The sequence below is a fragment of the Pseudomonas sp. WPR_5_2 genome (genome assembly GCF_003634475.1).
GTDB lineage: Bacteria > Pseudomonadota > Gammaproteobacteria > Pseudomonadales > Pseudomonadaceae > Aquipseudomonas > Aquipseudomonas izuensis.
The window spans coordinates 77,265-93,329 of record NZ_RBLA01000001.1 but is presented as its reverse complement, the minus strand read 5'-3'; the positions used below and the strand labels follow the sequence as shown (position 1 = coordinate 93,329).

Annotated in this window: 13 protein-coding genes; 12 read left to right on the top strand and 1 reads right to left on the bottom strand. The window is 60.8% G+C overall.

Annotated features, from left to right (window positions below):
• The first annotated feature begins 73 nt into the window (after positions 1 to 73).
• The 4 genes from arnT (BJ917_RS00410) (at position 74) to BJ917_RS00395 (ending at position 5,744) form a co-directional block, all read left to right on the top strand.
• On the top strand, positions 74 to 1,792 hold the full coding sequence (arnT, locus tag BJ917_RS00410; RefSeq protein ID WP_121100924.1) for a lipid IV(A) 4-amino-4-deoxy-L-arabinosyltransferase: 1,719 nt from the start codon (positions 74 to 76) through the stop codon (positions 1,790 to 1,792).
• Positions 1,793 to 2,061: 269 nt separating this feature from the next.
• Positions 2,062 to 3,075, top strand: a complete 1,014-nt coding sequence (locus BJ917_RS00405) for an iron ABC transporter substrate-binding protein (RefSeq protein WP_096511663.1) — start codon at positions 2,062 to 2,064, stop codon at positions 3,073 to 3,075.
• Between the two features lie 3 nt (positions 3,076 to 3,078).
• The gene (locus BJ917_RS00400) at positions 3,079 to 4,677 is read left to right on the top strand and encodes an iron ABC transporter permease (RefSeq protein WP_121100922.1); all 1,599 of its coding nucleotides are present in this window, start codon (positions 3,079 to 3,081) and stop codon (positions 4,675 to 4,677) included.
• Positions 4,674 to 5,744 carry an ABC transporter ATP-binding protein gene (locus BJ917_RS00395; RefSeq protein ID WP_121100919.1) on the top strand — a complete coding sequence of 357 codons (1,071 nt, stop codon included), beginning with the start codon at positions 4,674 to 4,676 and terminating at the stop codon, positions 5,742 to 5,744. Before BJ917_RS00400 ends, BJ917_RS00395 begins: the two co-directional genes overlap by 4 nt.
• 123 nt (positions 5,745 to 5,867) lie before the next feature.
• Here the strand turns inward: BJ917_RS00395 and xerC are convergent, their stop codons facing one another.
• Positions 5,868 to 6,806 (bottom strand): tyrosine recombinase XerC, encoded by a 939-nt coding sequence (gene xerC / locus BJ917_RS00390; protein WP_096511666.1) that lies wholly within the window; start codon positions 6,804 to 6,806, stop codon positions 5,868 to 5,870.
• A gap of 382 nt (positions 6,807 to 7,188) precedes the next feature.
• Between xerC and arnB the strand changes: the two genes are divergently transcribed.
• The 8 genes from arnB to BJ917_RS00350 are packed head-to-tail and all read left to right on the top strand — an operon-like array spanning position 7,189 to position 15,983.
• Positions 7,189 to 8,337: a UDP-4-amino-4-deoxy-L-arabinose aminotransferase gene (gene arnB / locus BJ917_RS00385; RefSeq protein WP_121100916.1), complete on the top strand. Its 1,149-nt coding sequence runs from the start codon at positions 7,189 to 7,191 to the stop codon at positions 8,335 to 8,337.
• Entirely contained in the window at positions 8,334 to 9,353 is a 1,020-nt protein-coding gene (gene arnC, locus BJ917_RS00380; RefSeq protein WP_096511668.1) for an undecaprenyl-phosphate 4-deoxy-4-formamido-L-arabinose transferase, read from the top strand. Before arnB ends, arnC begins: the two co-directional genes overlap by 4 nt.
• Complete coding sequence (gene arnA, locus BJ917_RS00375) at positions 9,350 to 11,341, top strand: bifunctional UDP-4-amino-4-deoxy-L-arabinose formyltransferase/UDP-glucuronic acid oxidase ArnA (protein ID WP_096511669.1); 1,992 nt, start codon at positions 9,350 to 9,352, stop codon at positions 11,339 to 11,341. Before arnC ends, arnA begins: the two co-directional genes overlap by 4 nt.
• Positions 11,341 to 12,225, top strand: coding sequence for a 4-deoxy-4-formamido-L-arabinose-phosphoundecaprenol deformylase (gene arnD, locus BJ917_RS00370; protein WP_121100913.1), 885 nt, complete (start codon positions 11,341 to 11,343; stop codon positions 12,223 to 12,225). Before arnA ends, arnD begins: the two co-directional genes overlap by 1 nt.
• Positions 12,222 to 13,871, top strand: a complete 1,650-nt coding sequence (arnT, locus tag BJ917_RS00365; protein WP_096511671.1) for a lipid IV(A) 4-amino-4-deoxy-L-arabinosyltransferase — start codon at positions 12,222 to 12,224, stop codon at positions 13,869 to 13,871. The genes arnD and arnT (BJ917_RS00365) overlap by 4 nt, the downstream gene beginning before the upstream one ends.
• On the top strand, positions 13,868 to 14,212 hold the full coding sequence (gene arnE, locus BJ917_RS00360; protein ID WP_096511672.1) for a 4-amino-4-deoxy-L-arabinose-phosphoundecaprenol flippase subunit ArnE: 345 nt from the start codon (positions 13,868 to 13,870) through the stop codon (positions 14,210 to 14,212). The genes arnT (BJ917_RS00365) and arnE overlap by 4 nt, the downstream gene beginning before the upstream one ends.
• Complete coding sequence (gene arnF, locus BJ917_RS00355; RefSeq protein WP_121100910.1) at positions 14,209 to 14,610, top strand: 4-amino-4-deoxy-L-arabinose-phosphoundecaprenol flippase subunit ArnF; 402 nt, start codon at positions 14,209 to 14,211, stop codon at positions 14,608 to 14,610. The genes arnE and arnF overlap by 4 nt, the downstream gene beginning before the upstream one ends.
• A complete protein-coding gene (locus BJ917_RS00350) occupies positions 14,607 to 15,983 on the top strand; it encodes a UDP-glucose/GDP-mannose dehydrogenase family protein (protein WP_121100907.1) in 1,377 nt (458 codons plus the stop codon). Before arnF ends, BJ917_RS00350 begins: the two co-directional genes overlap by 4 nt.
• Positions 15,984 to 16,065 lie beyond the last annotated feature (82 nt).

The window sequence follows — 16,065 nt, the reverse complement described above, 5'->3', positions numbered from 1 at the left end:
AGTTGCTTTATCGCCCACTAAAACCGATCACACCCCCTCTATCAAACAACCTTCCCTGAGCCAAGGCTGACTCATGACTTCAAATCACCCGCTACCCGATTCCGTAGCCCAAACCCGTAGCGTTCGGCACCGGATGCCACCTTCAGAGCGCTGGACCGTATTAATCCTGATAGCGGCATTCGTGGCGTTCTATTTGCTGCCGCTGATGAGTCATGGGCTGTGGATTCCCGACGAAACCCGTTATGCCCAGATTGCCCAGGAAATGTCCCTTACCGGTAACTGGATCTCTGCGCACTTCATGGGCCTGCGTTATTTCGAGAAGCCGATTGCCGGTTACTGGATGATCGCCATCGGTCAGGTGGTGTTTGGTGACAACCTGTTTGGGGTGCGGATCGCGTCGGCGCTGAGCACCGGGTTAAGTGTCTGGCTGGCTTATCTGATTGCCCGCCGGTTCTGGAATGATCCGCGCAAGAGTTTTGCCTGCGCGCTGCTGTACATGAGTTTCGGGCTGATTGCCGGCCAGGCCGGATACGCCAACCTCGACCCGCAATTCACCTTCTGGGTCAACCTGAGCCTTGTCTCGTTCTGGTTTGCCATCGACAGCAGCACCCCTCGTGGTCGGCTGATTGCGTGGGTAGTGTTGGGTGTGGCCTGTGGCATGGGGTTCATGACCAAGGGTTTTCTCGCCTGGCTGTTGCCGGCACTGATCGCCCTGCCCTATATGTTCTGGCAGCGTCGTGTCAAAGAGTTGTTGCGCTATGGGCCCCTGGCCGTCGTTGTCGCAACCGTGGTCTGCTTGCCCTGGGCACTGGCGATCCACCACCAGGAACCGGATTTCTGGCGCTTTTTCTTCTGGAATGAACACGTGCGCCGGTTTGCCGCCGACAATGCGCAACACGCTCGTCCATGGTGGTTCTACCTGCCGTTGCTGGTCGCCTCGAGCCTGCCCTGGGCTGCATTGTTGCCAACGACCTTCATCCAGTCCTGGAAAAACAAGCGCCAACCTGTCTTTGGTTTCCTGTCGCTCTGGTTTGCATTGCCATTTATCGTTTTCAGCCTGAGCAGCGGCAAGTTGCCGACTTACATCATGCCGTGCCTGTTGCCCCTGGCGTTGCTGATGGGGCATGCGGTGACGGAAATGCTGAACCAGGCGCAGAGCAGGACGATTCGTATCAACGGTTGGCTCAACGTCATTATTGCCACCGGTGCGCTGGTAGCGCTGCTGTACCTGCAAACCACCAAAGAAATCTACGAAAATACCGAGATGTTCAGCCTGTCGCTCGCATTCATCGTGCTGGTCGGCTGGATTATTTCCAATGCGTTGCAGATCCTGCGTCCACTGCACTTGTGGGCAATGCCGGCCCTCGGCATCGGGTTGCTGGTGGCGTTGCTGCCGGCCGCCATGCCAAGCCAGATCGTCGACAGCAAAATGCCCGACCGTTTCATCGCCGAGCACCTGGACAGCTTGAACCAGACCACGTCGCTGCTGAGCAACGACCTGGGCGCGGCCTCGGCGCTGGCCTGGCTGACAAAACGACCGCAAGTGGATCTCTATAATGTCATCGGCGAGTTGAAATACGGCCTCTCGGATCCCGCCGTGGCAAACCGCAAGGTCACCACGGAAAACGTCGGCCAATGGATGACCGAGGCGCGTAAAAAGGGCTCGGTCGGTGTGGTGATGCGGGTCAACAGTGTCGATGAGATCCAGGAAGTGGAACGACTGCCCATCGACGGCAAGCGTTATCAGCGCGGTAACCTGCAAATCCTGATTTTTCCGCAAACCCAGCCCTGATACCGAGCACTAAAAAAACCGAGAGGCCTGGCCGGTCTCTCGGTTTTTTTATGGGCGGCTTAAACAAAGGTACAAGGGTAAGCATTAACGCATCCTTGCTGGAGCGTGAAATCACACGAATTAACTGTTAATTTGACGTTTTTTTCTCATTCTGGCCTCTACATTCGCCCGCCTTAAACATGCAAATGATTCCTATTGATCTACAATAACCGACGACCTTCCCAGTCGGATCTGCTTGCTCGATACCAAAAAACAGGAGCTGCCACAGCATGATGTCCCGTATCCCGTCCTTCCTGAAAAAAGCCCTGCTGGCTACCGCATTGGTAAGCGCTGGCCACGTGTATGCCGCCGATGGCGTCGGCATTGTGGTTTACAACGCACAGCACGAAGGCCTGACCAAGGCCTGGGTTGAAGGCTTCACTCAGGAAACCGGTATTCCGGTCACCTTGCGTAATGGCGATGACACCGAAATGGGCAACCAGATCGTGCAGGAAGGCAGCGCCTCGCCGGCCGATGTGTTCCTGACCGAAAACTCCCCGGCCATGGTGCTGGTGGACAACGCGGGTCTGTTCGCACCGGTCGACAAGACCACCCTGGAGCAGGTCGATTCCGCTTACCGTCCGGCCCACGGCAAATGGGTGGGGATCGCCGCACGTTCCACGGTGTTCGTCTACAACCCGAGCAAACTGCCGGAAGCCGAACTGCCCAAGTCGATCATGGACCTGGCCGCACCGCAGTGGAAAGGCCGTTGGGCCGCGTCGCCAGGCGGTGCCGACTTCCAGGCCATCGCCGCCGCCATGCTCGAACAGAAAGGCGAGGCTGCGACCCTCGACTGGCTCAAGGCAATGAAAACCAACTTCACCGCCTACCGCGGTAACAGCTCGGTGCTCAAGGCGGTGAATGCCGGGCAGATCGACAGCGGCGTGATCTACCACTATTACAGCCTCGTCGACCAGTCCAAGACCGGCGAGAACAGCAAGAACACTGCCCTGCACTACTTCAAGCACAAGGACCCGGGCGCGTTTGTCAGCATCTCCGGTGGCGGTGTCCTGGCGTCCAGCAAGCACAAGGAACAAGCCCAGGCGTTCCTGAAATGGATCACCGGCAAAGACGGCCAGGCCATCCTCAAGGACGGCAAATCGTTTGAATACGCTGTGGGCAAGAACGCGCAATCCAACCCTAAACTGGTGCCTTTGCAGCAACTCGACGCGCCAACTGTCGATGCGTCCAAGCTCGACAGCAAAAAAGCCGTGGAGCTAATGACTCAGGCTGGACTGCTCTAATTGATGCCTGAAACCCTGCCGGTGGGTGTCGCCGAAAGCACACCTGCCAACCTGCGTCGACGTTCACGCGGCCTTTTCGCGAGCCGGGGAGGCGCGTGGGTGGTCGGTTTGTCGGTGTTGGTTTCGTTACTGGCGCTGCTGCCCATCGCCTTCGTCATCGGCGTTTACCTGCAAACCGGCTGGGCCACTCTGGCGCCACTGGTGTTCCGGCCGCGGGTAGGCGAACTGCTGGTCAATACCGTGTTGCTCGTGATCATCACCATCCCCTTGTGCATTACCCTGGGGGTGACGCTGGCGTGGCTCACCGAACGCACCAATTTACCGGGCCGCCGCTGGTGGTCGTTGCTGGCGACCGCGCCGCTGGCGGTGCCAGCGTTCGTGCACAGCTATGCATGGGTGAGCCTGGTGCCGCCGATTCACGGGCTGTTTGCCGGTGTATTGGTCTCGGTCATCGCCTATTTCCCGTTTCTTTACCTGCCGGTTGCCGCGACATTGCGCCGACTCGATCCCGCCATCGAAGACGTCTCCGAGTCCCTGGGGCTCAAGCCCTGGGCGGTGTTTTTTCGCGTGGTGTTGCCGCAATTGCGCCTGGCCATTTGCGGTGGTGCCTTGTTAGTCGGCCTGCATCTGCTGGCCGAATACGGCCTGTACGCGATGATCCGCTTCGACACCTTCACCACGGCGATCTTCGATCAGTTCAAATCCACCTTCAACGGACCTGCCGCCAACCTGCTGGCCGGTGTGCTGGCGTTGTGTTGCCTGGCGATGCTGACCATCGAGTCCGCCGCCCGCGGTCATGCGCGCTATGCCCGGGTCGGGTCCGGCAGTGCCCGTGAACAGCGGGTTGTCTGCCTGAAGGCCCCGGCGACGGTACTCGCGCTGGCGTTGCAGATCGTCACCTGCGCGCTGGCATTGGGCGTACCGTTGATTACCCTGGGCAAGTGGCTGATTGCCGGCGGCCTGCAGGTCTGGGACTTGAGCGAACTGCTGCCTGCACTGGAGCAGACCCTGCTGTTCGGCGTGGCGGGCGCGGTCCTGACCACCTGCGCTGCCATCCCGATTGCCTGGCTGTCGATTCGCTCACCGGGCCGGCTGCAACGGGTTCTGGAAAGCTGCAACTACATCACCAGTTCCCTGCCGGGGATTGTCGTCGCCCTGGCCCTGGTGACCGTGACCATCCATTTTGCCCGGCCGATCTACCAGACCACGATCACCGTGCTGTTGGCGTATCTGCTGATGTTCCTGCCCCGCGCCCTGGTGAGCCTGCGGGCCGGTATCGCCCAGGCGCCAGTGGAACTGGAAAACATGGCTCGCAGCCTTGGCCGTTCACCGGCACGGGCGCTGTGGCTGATCACCTTGCGCCTGGCCGCGCCGGGGGCCGCCGCGGGCGCCGCGCTGGTGTTCCTGGCGATCACCAATGAACTGACCGCCACCCTGCTGCTCGCCCCCAATGGCACACGTACACTGGCCACCGGGTTCTGGGCCTCGACCAGTGAAATCGATTACGCAGCCGCGGCACCCTATGCGCTGCTGATGATTGTGCTGTCGCTTCCGCTGACCGGAATCCTTTATCACCAATCCAAAAAAACGGCTGGCCGATGAACGCTCTAGAACTGCATTCACTCTCCAAATCCTACGGTGGGCAAAAAGCCCTGGAAAACGTCAGCCTGTCGGTCCCCGCCGGTAGTCGCACGGTGATTGTCGGGCCTTCCGGCTCGGGCAAGACGACGTTGCTGCGGATGATCGCCGGCTTCGAGTTTCCCGATACCGGCCGCCTTTCGCTCAACGGCCAGACCCTGGTCGACGGCACCCACGAGGTGCCGGCGCATCAACGCCTGATCGGCTATGTACCCCAGGACGGCGCGTTGTTCCCGCACATGACGGTGGCGGCCAACATTGGCTTCGGCCTGGCGACCAAGGGCAGCGAAAAGCAGGAGCGTGTCGCCGAGTTGATGGACAGTGTTGCCCTGGATTCGAACATGGCCGAGCGCTGGCCCCATGAGTTGTCCGGCGGCCAACAGCAACGGGTCGCCCTGGCGCGAGCCCTGGCCCAGCAACCCCGGCTGATGCTGCTGGACGAGCCGTTTTCGGCACTCGACACCGGACTGCGCGCCAGCATGCGCAAACTGGTGGCGCGCTTGCTGGCGGAGGCCGGGGTCACCACCATCCTGGTGACCCACGACCAGAGCGAGGCATTGTCTTTCGCCGATCAATTGGCGGTGATGCGCCACGGCCGACTGGTGCAGTCCGGGCATCCGCTGGACCTTTACCGCTACCCCGACGACGTCCAGACCGCGCTGTTTCTCGGCGAGGCCGTGGTCATGCCCGCCCGTATCGAAGCCGGCTGGGCCCACTGCGATCTGGGCCGCATACCGGTCAACAACCACCGCAACAACAGTGCCGCACAGATCATGCTGCGGCCCGAGCAATTGCAGCTGGCCAGCATCATGCCCCATACCGCGGAAGTCGTGGGCTGTCGCGCCGTGGTGACCGAGCGAGACTTCAGCGGCAACACCTGCACGCTGACGGTGGAATTGCAGGCTTCGGCCTCCGGTGAACAGTCGGGCCGCTCTTTGCTGGTGCGCAGCTCCGGCATGTACGCGCCACCGGCCGGCAGCGCGGTGCACGTCTCGACCATCGGTCATGCCCACGTATTGAGCGAGATTTGATCCCGGCACCTGTAGGAGCGAGCCTGCTCGCGATGGACGTCAACGATTACGCGTGAAACCTGACTCACCTCGGTGCCCTCAGGTTTTTCGCGAGCAGGATCGCTCCTACAGGACTGGATACGATCAAAGATCGAAGCGATCCACGGCCCGACGCCGTTCGTTGTCATCACGGACGTCGTAGTTGGCGGTCGTCTGGATGTTGCTGTGGTGGGCCAGTTTTTGCGCGATCGACAGGTCGTGCTCCTCGATCACCCGGGTGATGAACGAACGGCGAAAATCATGAGGCATGATTTTCACCCCCACCTGTGCACCGCGCTGCCTCGCAATGTAATAGATCGCATGCTTGGTAATGCGCTCACGGGTGATGTGGCTGCCGCGGCGTATACGATTGAACAGAAAGGGGTCGTCCGTTTCGCCCTCCTTGAGCTGTGAACGGCGCAACTCCAGCCAGGCGTCGAGCTTGGCGAACGCCCAGGCCGGGGCGTACTTGATCAGTTGCTTGTTGCCCTTGGCCGTGACCCGCAGGCTGCGCTCGGTGAAATCGACCTGGTTGAGGTCGAGGTTCACCGATTCCGATTTGCGCATCCCCGAACCGTACAGAATCCCGATGATCGCCGCATCCCGCAGGCCCTGCGGCCGTGGATCGGCGGCGCAGACTTCCATCAGCTCCTGGATCAGCGTGCGCCGAAGATTGCGCCCCTGGGACAGGCGCGTACCGGCAATGCCCTTGACCGAGCGCATTTTGAGCAAGTGCTCCTGGGTGATCAGGCTCATGCGCCACGCCTCGTTCATGACCCCGCGCACCGCATTGACGTAGAGCGACGAGGTGTTGGGCGCATAACCGTCGGTGCGCAAGGTGGCCACCAACGCAACCACATCCTCGGGCTGCAGTTCGTGCCAGGGAATCTCCTCGATGTTCACCTCTTCGAAACCCAGGCGGTCGGCAGCATCCTGTAACACATAACGCAGGGTCATCTGGCTTGACGGCGCCAGTCGCGCCAGATACACCGTCAGCGGATTGGTGGTGGAAGTACGTGAGTCAGTAGCGGGTAAGTCAATCAAACGAAACAGCCTTAAGTGAAAACGGTTCGACAAAACAACTAAGCAGCGAAACATGGCTCATTACAGCGATACTTGCACAGGACTTCTGCAATCAGTCGTGATAAACGGCGAAAGCCTGAACAGGCGCTTAATCGCTTGCAGATAAACGATTCGCAGACCGTTTTTTCATGTTCCTTTCACAAAATCGAGCATAATCTCAGTAGGATAAGGTCAGCCTTGTGAACCCCCAACCTGCCGTCCAGGCCGGGGAAAGTCAACTGACGCAGCTTCGCACGCTTTTCATTCAACTAATTGATGCAAATCCAGTTTCTTCGTCTATTCTATTCCTGGATCCATTTTTTTTAGCCTCAACGGCTATTCACTTTTCAGCCACGAGGTGCTCATGAGTCAGGCTTTTCTTCCCTTCTCCCGCCCCAGTATCGGTGATGAGGAAGTAGCAGCGGTAGAACAAGTACTGCGTTCAGGCTGGATAACCACCGGTCCAAAAAACCAGGCTCTGGAAGAACACTTCGCCAACTATGTCGGTTGCCGTCATGCCGTGGCCCTGTCTTCGGCCACCGGCGGGATGCATATCACACTATTGGCACTCGGGATCGGCCCCGGCGACGAAGTCATCACCCCATCGCAGACCTGGGTCTCCACGGCAAACATGATTTGCCTGCTGGGTGCTACCCCGGTGTTCGTCGATGTTGACCGTGACACACTGATGAGCGACTTGGCGAGCATCGAGGCGGCGATTACTCCGCGCACCAAAGCGATCATACCGGTGCATTACGCCGGCGCGGCGTTCGATCTCGATCCGCTGTATGCGTTGGCTGACAAACACGGCATCGCCGTGATCGAAGACGCCGCGCACGCCGCCGGCACCTTCTACAAGGGCCGCCCCGTCGGCGCCAAGGGCACGGCGATCTTCTCGTTCCACGCGATCAAGAACATGACCTGCGCCGAGGGTGCGATGTTCGTCAGCGACGATGAAGCCCTGGCTTCGCGGGTACGCATGCTCAAGTTCCACGGTCTGGGTGTCGACGCCTATGACCGCCTGACCCACGGCCGCAAGCCTCAGGCGCAGGTGGTGGAGCCCGGTTTCAAATACAATCTGGCGGACATCAACGCCGCCATCGCCCTGGTGCAACTGGAGCGACTGGACGAAATCAACGCCAGGCGCACGCAACTGGCAAGCACCTACTTGCAGCGCCTGGAAGGCCTGCCGGTGCAACCGCTGGCCATTCCCGCCTACGCGCAAACACACGCCTGGCACCTGTTCATCCTGCGGATCGATGCCGAACGCTGCGGACTGGACCGTGAAGCCTTCATGAAAGCCCTGCAGGAGCAGAATATCGGCACCGGCATCCATTTCATTGCCACGCACCTGCACACTTACTACCGCCAACGCTTCCCCGATATTCACCTACCCAACACCGAATGGAACTCGGCACGGCTATGTTCGATCCCGTTGTTCCCCGACATGACCAACGATGACGTCGAACGTGTTGTCGGCGCCATCGAAAACTGCCTGGACAAAAGCCTGTGAGACCTTACCCGATAAACTTCGTTTCGATCGTCATTCCGGTCTACAACGAACAGGAAAGCCTGCCTGAACTGCTTCGGCGCACCGAAGCGGCTTGCGAGCAGCTAAAGCAGGCTTACGAAATCGTACTGGTCGACGACGGCAGCCGTGATGACTCTGCGCAGATCCTCGAAGACGCCGCCTCCCGCGAAGGCAGCCCGGTGGTGGCGGTCATCCTCAACCGCAATTACGGCCAGCACGCCGCGATCATGGCCGGTTTCGAACAGTGCAAGGGCGATGTCGTCATTACCCTCGATGCCGACCTGCAAAACCCGCCCGAAGAAATCCCGCGGCTGGTGGCACAGGCCGAGCTCGGCTATGACGTCGTGGCGACGGTGCGCAACAATCGCCAGGACTCGGCCTTGCGCCGCTGGCCATCGAAGCTGATCAACCTCGCCGTGCAACGTTCCACCGGCGTGGCCATGAGCGACTACGGCTGCATGCTGCGCGCCTACCGACGCACCATTGTCGACGCGATGCTCGCCTGCCGTGAACGCAGCACCTTCATTCCGATCCTGGCCAACAGCTTCGCCCGCCATACCACGGAAATCCTCGTGACCCACGCCGAGCGTGAACACGGCGACTCCAAGTACAGCCCGATGCGCCTGATCAACCTGATGTTCGACCTGGTCACCTGCATGACCACCACGCCGCTGCGATTGCTGAGCATCGTCGGCGTCGGCATGGCGGCCCTGGGCATGCTGTTCGCCGTGGCGCTGATCCTGTTGCGCCTGGTGTTCGGCGCCGGCTGGGCCGGGGGCGGTACCTTCGTACTGTTCGCCGTACTGTTCGTCTTCACCGGTGGTCAATTCATCGGCATGGGCCTGTTGGGTGAATACCTGGGCCGCATGTACAGCGACGTGCGCGCACGTCCGCGCTTCTTCATTGAAAAGGTGCTGCGTAGCCAGCCCGAATCCCCCGCTTCCGTTGTTACCGTCGACGGCCTTACTTCCACTTCTTCAGATCAGGTTCCTTCATGAGTGCAAAAGCTGTTGTCTTCGCCTATCACGATATTGGCTGTGCCGGCATCGAATCCCTGCTCTCCTCCGGTTTCGAGATCGCTGCGGTGTTCACCCACGCCGACGATCCGAAGGAGAACGCATTCTATGGCTCCGTGGCACAGCTGTGCGCCCGCCACGGCATTGCTGTGCATGCACCGGAAGACGCCAACCATCCGTTGTGGATCGAGCGTATCGCCAAGCTCGATCCCGACTACATTTTCTCCTTCTACTACCGCAATCTGCTGAGCGAATCGCTGCTGGCCACGGCCCGTAAAGGCGCGTTCAACCTGCACGGTTCCCTGCTGCCACGCTACCGTGGTCGTGCACCGGCCAACTGGGTGCTGGTCAACGGCGAAACGGAAACCGGCGTGACCCTGCACCGCATGGTCAAGCGTGCCGATGCGGGCGCCATCGTGGCCCAGCAAAAGGTTGCAATCGAGCGCAGCGATACCGCGCTGAGCCTGCACGGCAAACTGCGTTCGGCCGCCTCTGATCTGCTGCGTGACACCTTGCCGGCGCTGCTGCAGGGCAAAGCCAGTGAAACACCGCAAGACGAATCCAAAGCCACGGTGTTCGGCCGTCGCACCCCGGCTGACGGCAAACTGGTCTGGGCCAAACCGGCCGAAGAACTGTTCAACCTGGTCCGCGCCGTGACCCAACCGTACCCGGGCGCCTTCTGCGCGGTGGGCGAGCACAAGCTGATCGTCTGGAGCGCCGAAGTCGCCAAGGGCAACGAAGGCCTGGCACCGGGCCGCGTCATCAGCGTCGACCCGCTGCGCATCGCCTGCGGTGAAGACTCGCTGGTGATCAACGCCGGCCAGCGCAACGACAACGGCCTGTACCTGAGCGGTCCGCAACTGGCCAACGAACTGGGCCTGGTGGACGGTTCCGTGCTGCGCGGTGCCGAGTCCGGTCGCGCCCCACGTCGCACCCGCGTGCTGATCCTCGGTGTCAACGGTTTCATCGGCAACCACCTGTCCGAGCGCCTGCTGCGCGACGACCGTTACGAAGTCTACGGCCTGGACATTGGTTCGGACGCCATCGAGCGCCTGCGCAGCCACCCGAACTTCCACTTCGTCGAAGGTGACATCAGCATCCACTCCGAGTGGATCGAGTACCACATCAAGAAGTGCGACGTGGTCCTGCCGCTGGTGGCCATCGCAACGCCAATCGAATACACCCGTAACCCGCTGCGTGTGTTCGAACTGGACTTCGAAGAGAACCTGAAACTGGTTCGCTACTGCGTCAAGTACAACAAGCGCGTGATCTTCCCGTCGACATCGGAAGTCTATGGCATGTGCCAGGACCCCAACTTCGACGAAGACAACTCCAACCTGGTGGTCGGTCCGATCAACAAACAGCGCTGGATCTACTCGGTCTCCAAGCAACTGCTGGACCGCGTGATCTGGGCTTATGGCCAGAAGGGCCTGAACTTTACCCTGTTCCGTCCGTTCAACTGGATGGGCCCACGCCTGGACCGCCTGGACTCCGCCCGTATCGGCAGCTCCCGCGCGATCACCCAGTTGATCCTGAACCTGGTGGAAGGCACGCCGATTCGCCTGTTCGACGGTGGCGAGCAAAAACGCTGCTTCACCGACATCGCCGACGGTGTGGAAGCACTGGCACGGATCATCGACAACGACAACGATGTCTGCAACGGCCAGATCATCAACATCGGCAACCCGGAGAACGAGGCCAGCATCCGTCAGTTGGGCGAAGAGCTGCTGCGTCAGTTCGAAGCTCACCCGCTGCGCGCCAACTTCCCTCCGTTCGCCGGCTTCCGCGACATCGAAAGCAAGGCGTTCTACGGCGGCGGTTATCAGGACGTGTCCCACCGCAAACCGAGCATCGCCAACGCTAAACGCCTGCTGGACTGGACGCCAACCGTTGAGATGAGTGAAACCATCGGCAACACCCTGGACTTCTTCCTGCGCGAGGCCATGCTCGAAATCGCGGACAAGCGTTGATGCAGGCAGGTCTTCGAATCGATGTCGACACTTACCGAGGCACCCGTGAGGGGGTGCCGCGGTTGCTGGACATGCTGGACGAAGCGCAGATCAAGGCAACGTTTTTCTTCAGTGTCGGCCCCGACAACATGGGCCGGCACTTGTGGCGCCTGATCCGCCCGCAATTCCTCTGGAAAATGCTCCGTTCCAATGCCGCCGGCCTTTATGGCTGGGACATTCTGCTGGCCGGCACTGCCTGGCCCGGCAAACCCATTGGACGCGACCTCGGGCACCTGATGCGTCAGGCCCGGGCCGCCGGGCATGAAGTCGGCCTGCACGCCTGGGATCACCACGGCTGGCAGGCCAACGCCGGGCGCTGGAGCGACGAGCAGTTGTCCGAGCAGATTCGCCAGGGCGTGGACACGCTGCAGGACATCCTCGGCGAACATGTCTGGTGCTCGGCGGCTGCCGGCTGGCGCGCGGACGAACGCGTGATCGAGGCCAAACAGGCATTCGGCTTCCGTTACAACAGCGATTGCCGGGGCACAAGCCTGTTCCGGCCGATTCTGGCGGACGGTCGCCCAGGCGTGCCGCAGATTCCGGTAGACTTGCCGACGTTCGACGAAGTGGTCGGTCCGAACGTCGCCGCCAAGGATTTCAACGCCTACATCCTCGACCGATTCACTCCCGAAAAACTCAACGTCTACACGATCCATGCCGAAGTAGAAGGGATTCTGATGGCCAACGATTTTCGTCAACTGCTGGCCGATGCCCGCCAGCGTGACATCCGTTTTCAACCCTTGGGCGACCTGCTGCCCGAAACCCCCGGCAACCTGCCGAGTGGCCGAGTGGTGCGTGGCGCACTGGAAGGCCGCGAAGGCTGGCTGGGAGTGCAAGGCGCATGACCAGACGCTGGATGCTGCCTTTGCTGCTGGCTGTCATGGCGTTGGCGTACCTGCTGCCGCTGGGCACCCATGGCTTGTGGATTCCCGACGAAACCCGCTACGCCCAGATCAGCCAGGAAATGCTCCTGAGTGGCAACTGGGTATCGCCACACTTCATGAGCGTGCGCTATTTCGAGAAACCGGCCGCCGGTTACTGGATGATTGCCCTTGGTCAGGCCCTGTTCGGCCAGAACCTGTTCGGTGTGCGCTTTGCTTCGGCGCTGAGCACCGGCCTGAGTGTGCTGTTGTGCTACCTGATCGCCGGCAGATTATGGAATCAGCCGCGCAAGAGTTTCGCCTGCGCGCTGCTGTACATGAGCCTCAGCGTGATTGCCGGCGCGGCCGGTTACGCCAACCTCGACCCGCAATTCACCTTTTGGGTCAACCTGAGCCTGGTGGCCCTGTGGTTTGCACTGGACAGCGCCGACCGTCGCCAGCGCCTGATCGGCTGGGCGGTGCTGGGGCTGGCGTGCGGCATGGGGTTCATGACCAAGGGCTTTCTCGCCTGGCTGCTGCCCGTACTGATCGCCCTGCCCTGGGTGATCTGGCAAAAACGCTGGCGTGAACTGCTGGTCTACGGCCCGCTGGCGATTGTGGTGGCCATCGCCGTCAGCCTGCCGTGGGTCCTGGCGGTGCATGGGCAAGAGCCCGATTACTGGCGGTTCTTCTTCTGGCACGAACACATTCGCCGCTTCGCCGGAGACGATGCCCAGCATGACGCACCCTGGTGGTACTACCTGCCGTTGCTGGTGGCGTTCAGTCTGCCGTGGGTAGCATTGCTGCCACCGGCGCTGAAGCAGGCCTGGCAGACCCGGCGCGAGGCCAATATCGCCTTCCTGCTGTTGTGGCTACTGATGCCCCTGCTGTTTTTCAGCATCAGCAAAGGCAAATTGCCCAGCTACATCCTGCCGTGCCTGTTGCCGCTGGCCTTGCTGATGGGCCATGCGCTGGACGATCGCTTGAGCCGGCAACAAGGCCGTGCCCTGGGTATCAATGGCCTCCTGAACCTGGTGCTGGGCGTGACTGTCCTGCTGGCGCTGGTCTACCTGCAACTGAAAAAACCCCTGTACGACCATGAGCTGCACAACCTGGTGCTGGTGTTCATCGGCCTGATCGGCTGGATCATCGCCAATTTGCTGCAAGCGTTCCGACCGCTGCAATGCTGGGCGGCGCCGGCCTTCGGTAGCCTGCTGCTGATCGGACTCGTGCCGGCGGGGCTGCCCAACTCAGTGGTCGCCAACAAGACGCCCGATCAATTCATCCTTGAACACGTCGATGAACTTGCCCAGACCCATCAATTGCTGAGCAACGACCTGGGCGCGGCCTCCGCACTGGCCTGGCGGCTGAAACGCCCGGAAGTGGCGTTCTACAACACGATCGGCGAGCTGAAGTATGGTCTTGAGTACCCTGATTCGCTAAAGCATCGCGTCGATTCCGACCAGGTACAGCAGTGGATGCAAGGCGCCCGCCAGCAAGGGTCGGTGGGTGTGGTCATGCGGGTCAAGGGGGACGACGAGCTGCACGAACTCGATCAACTGCCCAAGGAAGGCAAGCGCTATGAACAAGGCAACATGGTGATTCTGATCATTCCACAGGCGGCGCCATGAGCCTGCTACTGCTGCTGTGTGCCTGCCTGCTGACCTGCCTGGGCCAGATCGCCCAGAAATACGCCGTGGAAAGCTGGCGCGGGAAAGCATCCGGCTGGGGCGAGAAACTGCGTTCGCCCTGGCTGTGGCTGGCACTGGCGGCGCTGGGACTTGGCCTGCTCGTATGGCTTTTGGTGTTGCAACGCCTCGAAGTCGGCGTTGCCTACCCGATGCTGAGCCTCAACTTCGTGCTGATTACCCTGGTCGCCCGCTTCGTTTTCCGCGAACACATCGATGGCCGTCACTGGCTCGGTGTTGCGCTGGTGATCGGTGGTGTGGCTTTACTGGGGCAACACGCATGAGCCGGCGTCGCGGAATCACCTTCGCCTTGGGCAGCGTGCTGCTGGTCAGCGCCGCGCAACTGGGCATGCGCTGGAGCATGAGTCGCCTGCCCTCCCCCGAACATTGGCTGGACGCTCATATCGACCCAGGCGCCATCGCCGTGGTGCTGGCTGCCATCGGTGCCTATGCCCTGTCGATGCTCTGCTGGCTCGCCGCCCTGCGCGATCTTCCCCTGGGCCGGGCCTACTCATTGCTGAGCATCAGCTATGCGCTGGTGTACCTGGCGGCCGCCGGCCTGCCGCTATTCCACGAAGATTTCAACCTTTCCAAAAGCCTTGGAGTGGCCTTGGTCATCCTCGGCGTCATCATCATTAATTCTCGACCTGCTCGCGCGCCCGAACTCAGGAGTGCATCATGAAAATAAGTGTATTTGGTAGCGGTTACGTTGGCCTGGTTCAAGCCGCCGTACTGGCTGAAGTCGGCCATGACGTGGTGTGCATGGACATCGACGAAAAGAAAGTCGAGCTGCTGAAACAAGGCCACGTCAGCATTTTCGAACCGGGGCTTGCCAGCCTGGTACGCGAAGGCCTGGATTCCAAACGGTTGCAGTTCACTTCGGACGAAAAGCTCGCCGTGCAACATGGCCAGGTATTGTTCATCGCGGTCGGCACGCCGTCCCGGGACGATGGCTCGGCAGATCTGCGTTATGTGTTGTCGGTGGGTGACGCCGTGGCGCGGCATCGCGAACAACCGCTGATCCTGGTGGAAAAATCCACGGTGCCGGTGGGCACCGGCGATACCTTGCGCGCGCATATCGACAAATGCCTGCTCGAGGCCGGGCGCGCACTGCAGTTCGATATCGTCTCCAACCCCGAGTTTCTCAAGGAAGGCTCGGCCGTTTCCGATTGCCGGCGCCCGGACCGCATCATCATCGGCTGCGAGCGCGATGAAGTGCGTGACGTGATGCGTGACCTGTACGCCCCGTTCAACCGCAACCATGACCGCGTCATGTTCATGGACCTGCGTAGCGCCGAGCTGACCAAGTACGCCGCCAACTGCATGCTGGCAACCAAGATCAGCTTTATCAACCAGATCGCCGAACTGGCCGAGCACCTGGGTGCCGACATCGAATCGGTACGCCTGGGCATCGGCGCCGATTCGCGCATCGGCTACCACTTCATCTACCCCGGCTGCGGCTATGGTGGCTCGTGCTTCCCCAAGGACATGCGCGCCCTGATCCACAGCGCCGAAGAGGCTCATTGCTCCAACGACCTGCTGCAAGCGGTGGAAGCCATCAACGAACGGCAGAAACACAAGCTGTTCGAACGCATCAAGGCGTTCTTCAAGGGCGATTTGCAGGGCAAGACCTTCGCCGTGTGGGGGCTGGCATTCAAACCCAATACCGACGACATGCGCGACGCGCCGAGCCGGGTGCTGCTTGAAGCCCTGTGGGCCGCCGGCGCCAACGTGCGGGCATACGACCCTGAAGCCATGCAGGAAACCCAGAAACTGTACCCCGATCAAGACAAGCTGATGCTCATGGGCACACCGGAATCGGTATTGACCGGTGCCGACGCGCTGATCATCTGCACCGAATGGCAGCAATTCAAGGCCCCGGATTTTGACCTGATCAAACAGCGGCTCAATGCACCGGTGATCTTCGACGGCCGTAACCTCTACGACGCCGAGCGCCTGGCTCGCAGCGGCTTCAAGTACTTCCCGATGGGTCGTGGTGAATCGCGCAAGTTGCCGATTCCATTGCAGAGCTGGCCTGCTGCTTCGCAGGCTTGAGAACACAGTTGCAATAACTGTGGCTCGGCTTGAAGTTGCTGTTTAGCGCAGAACCTGTAGGAGCGAGCCTGCTCGCGATAGG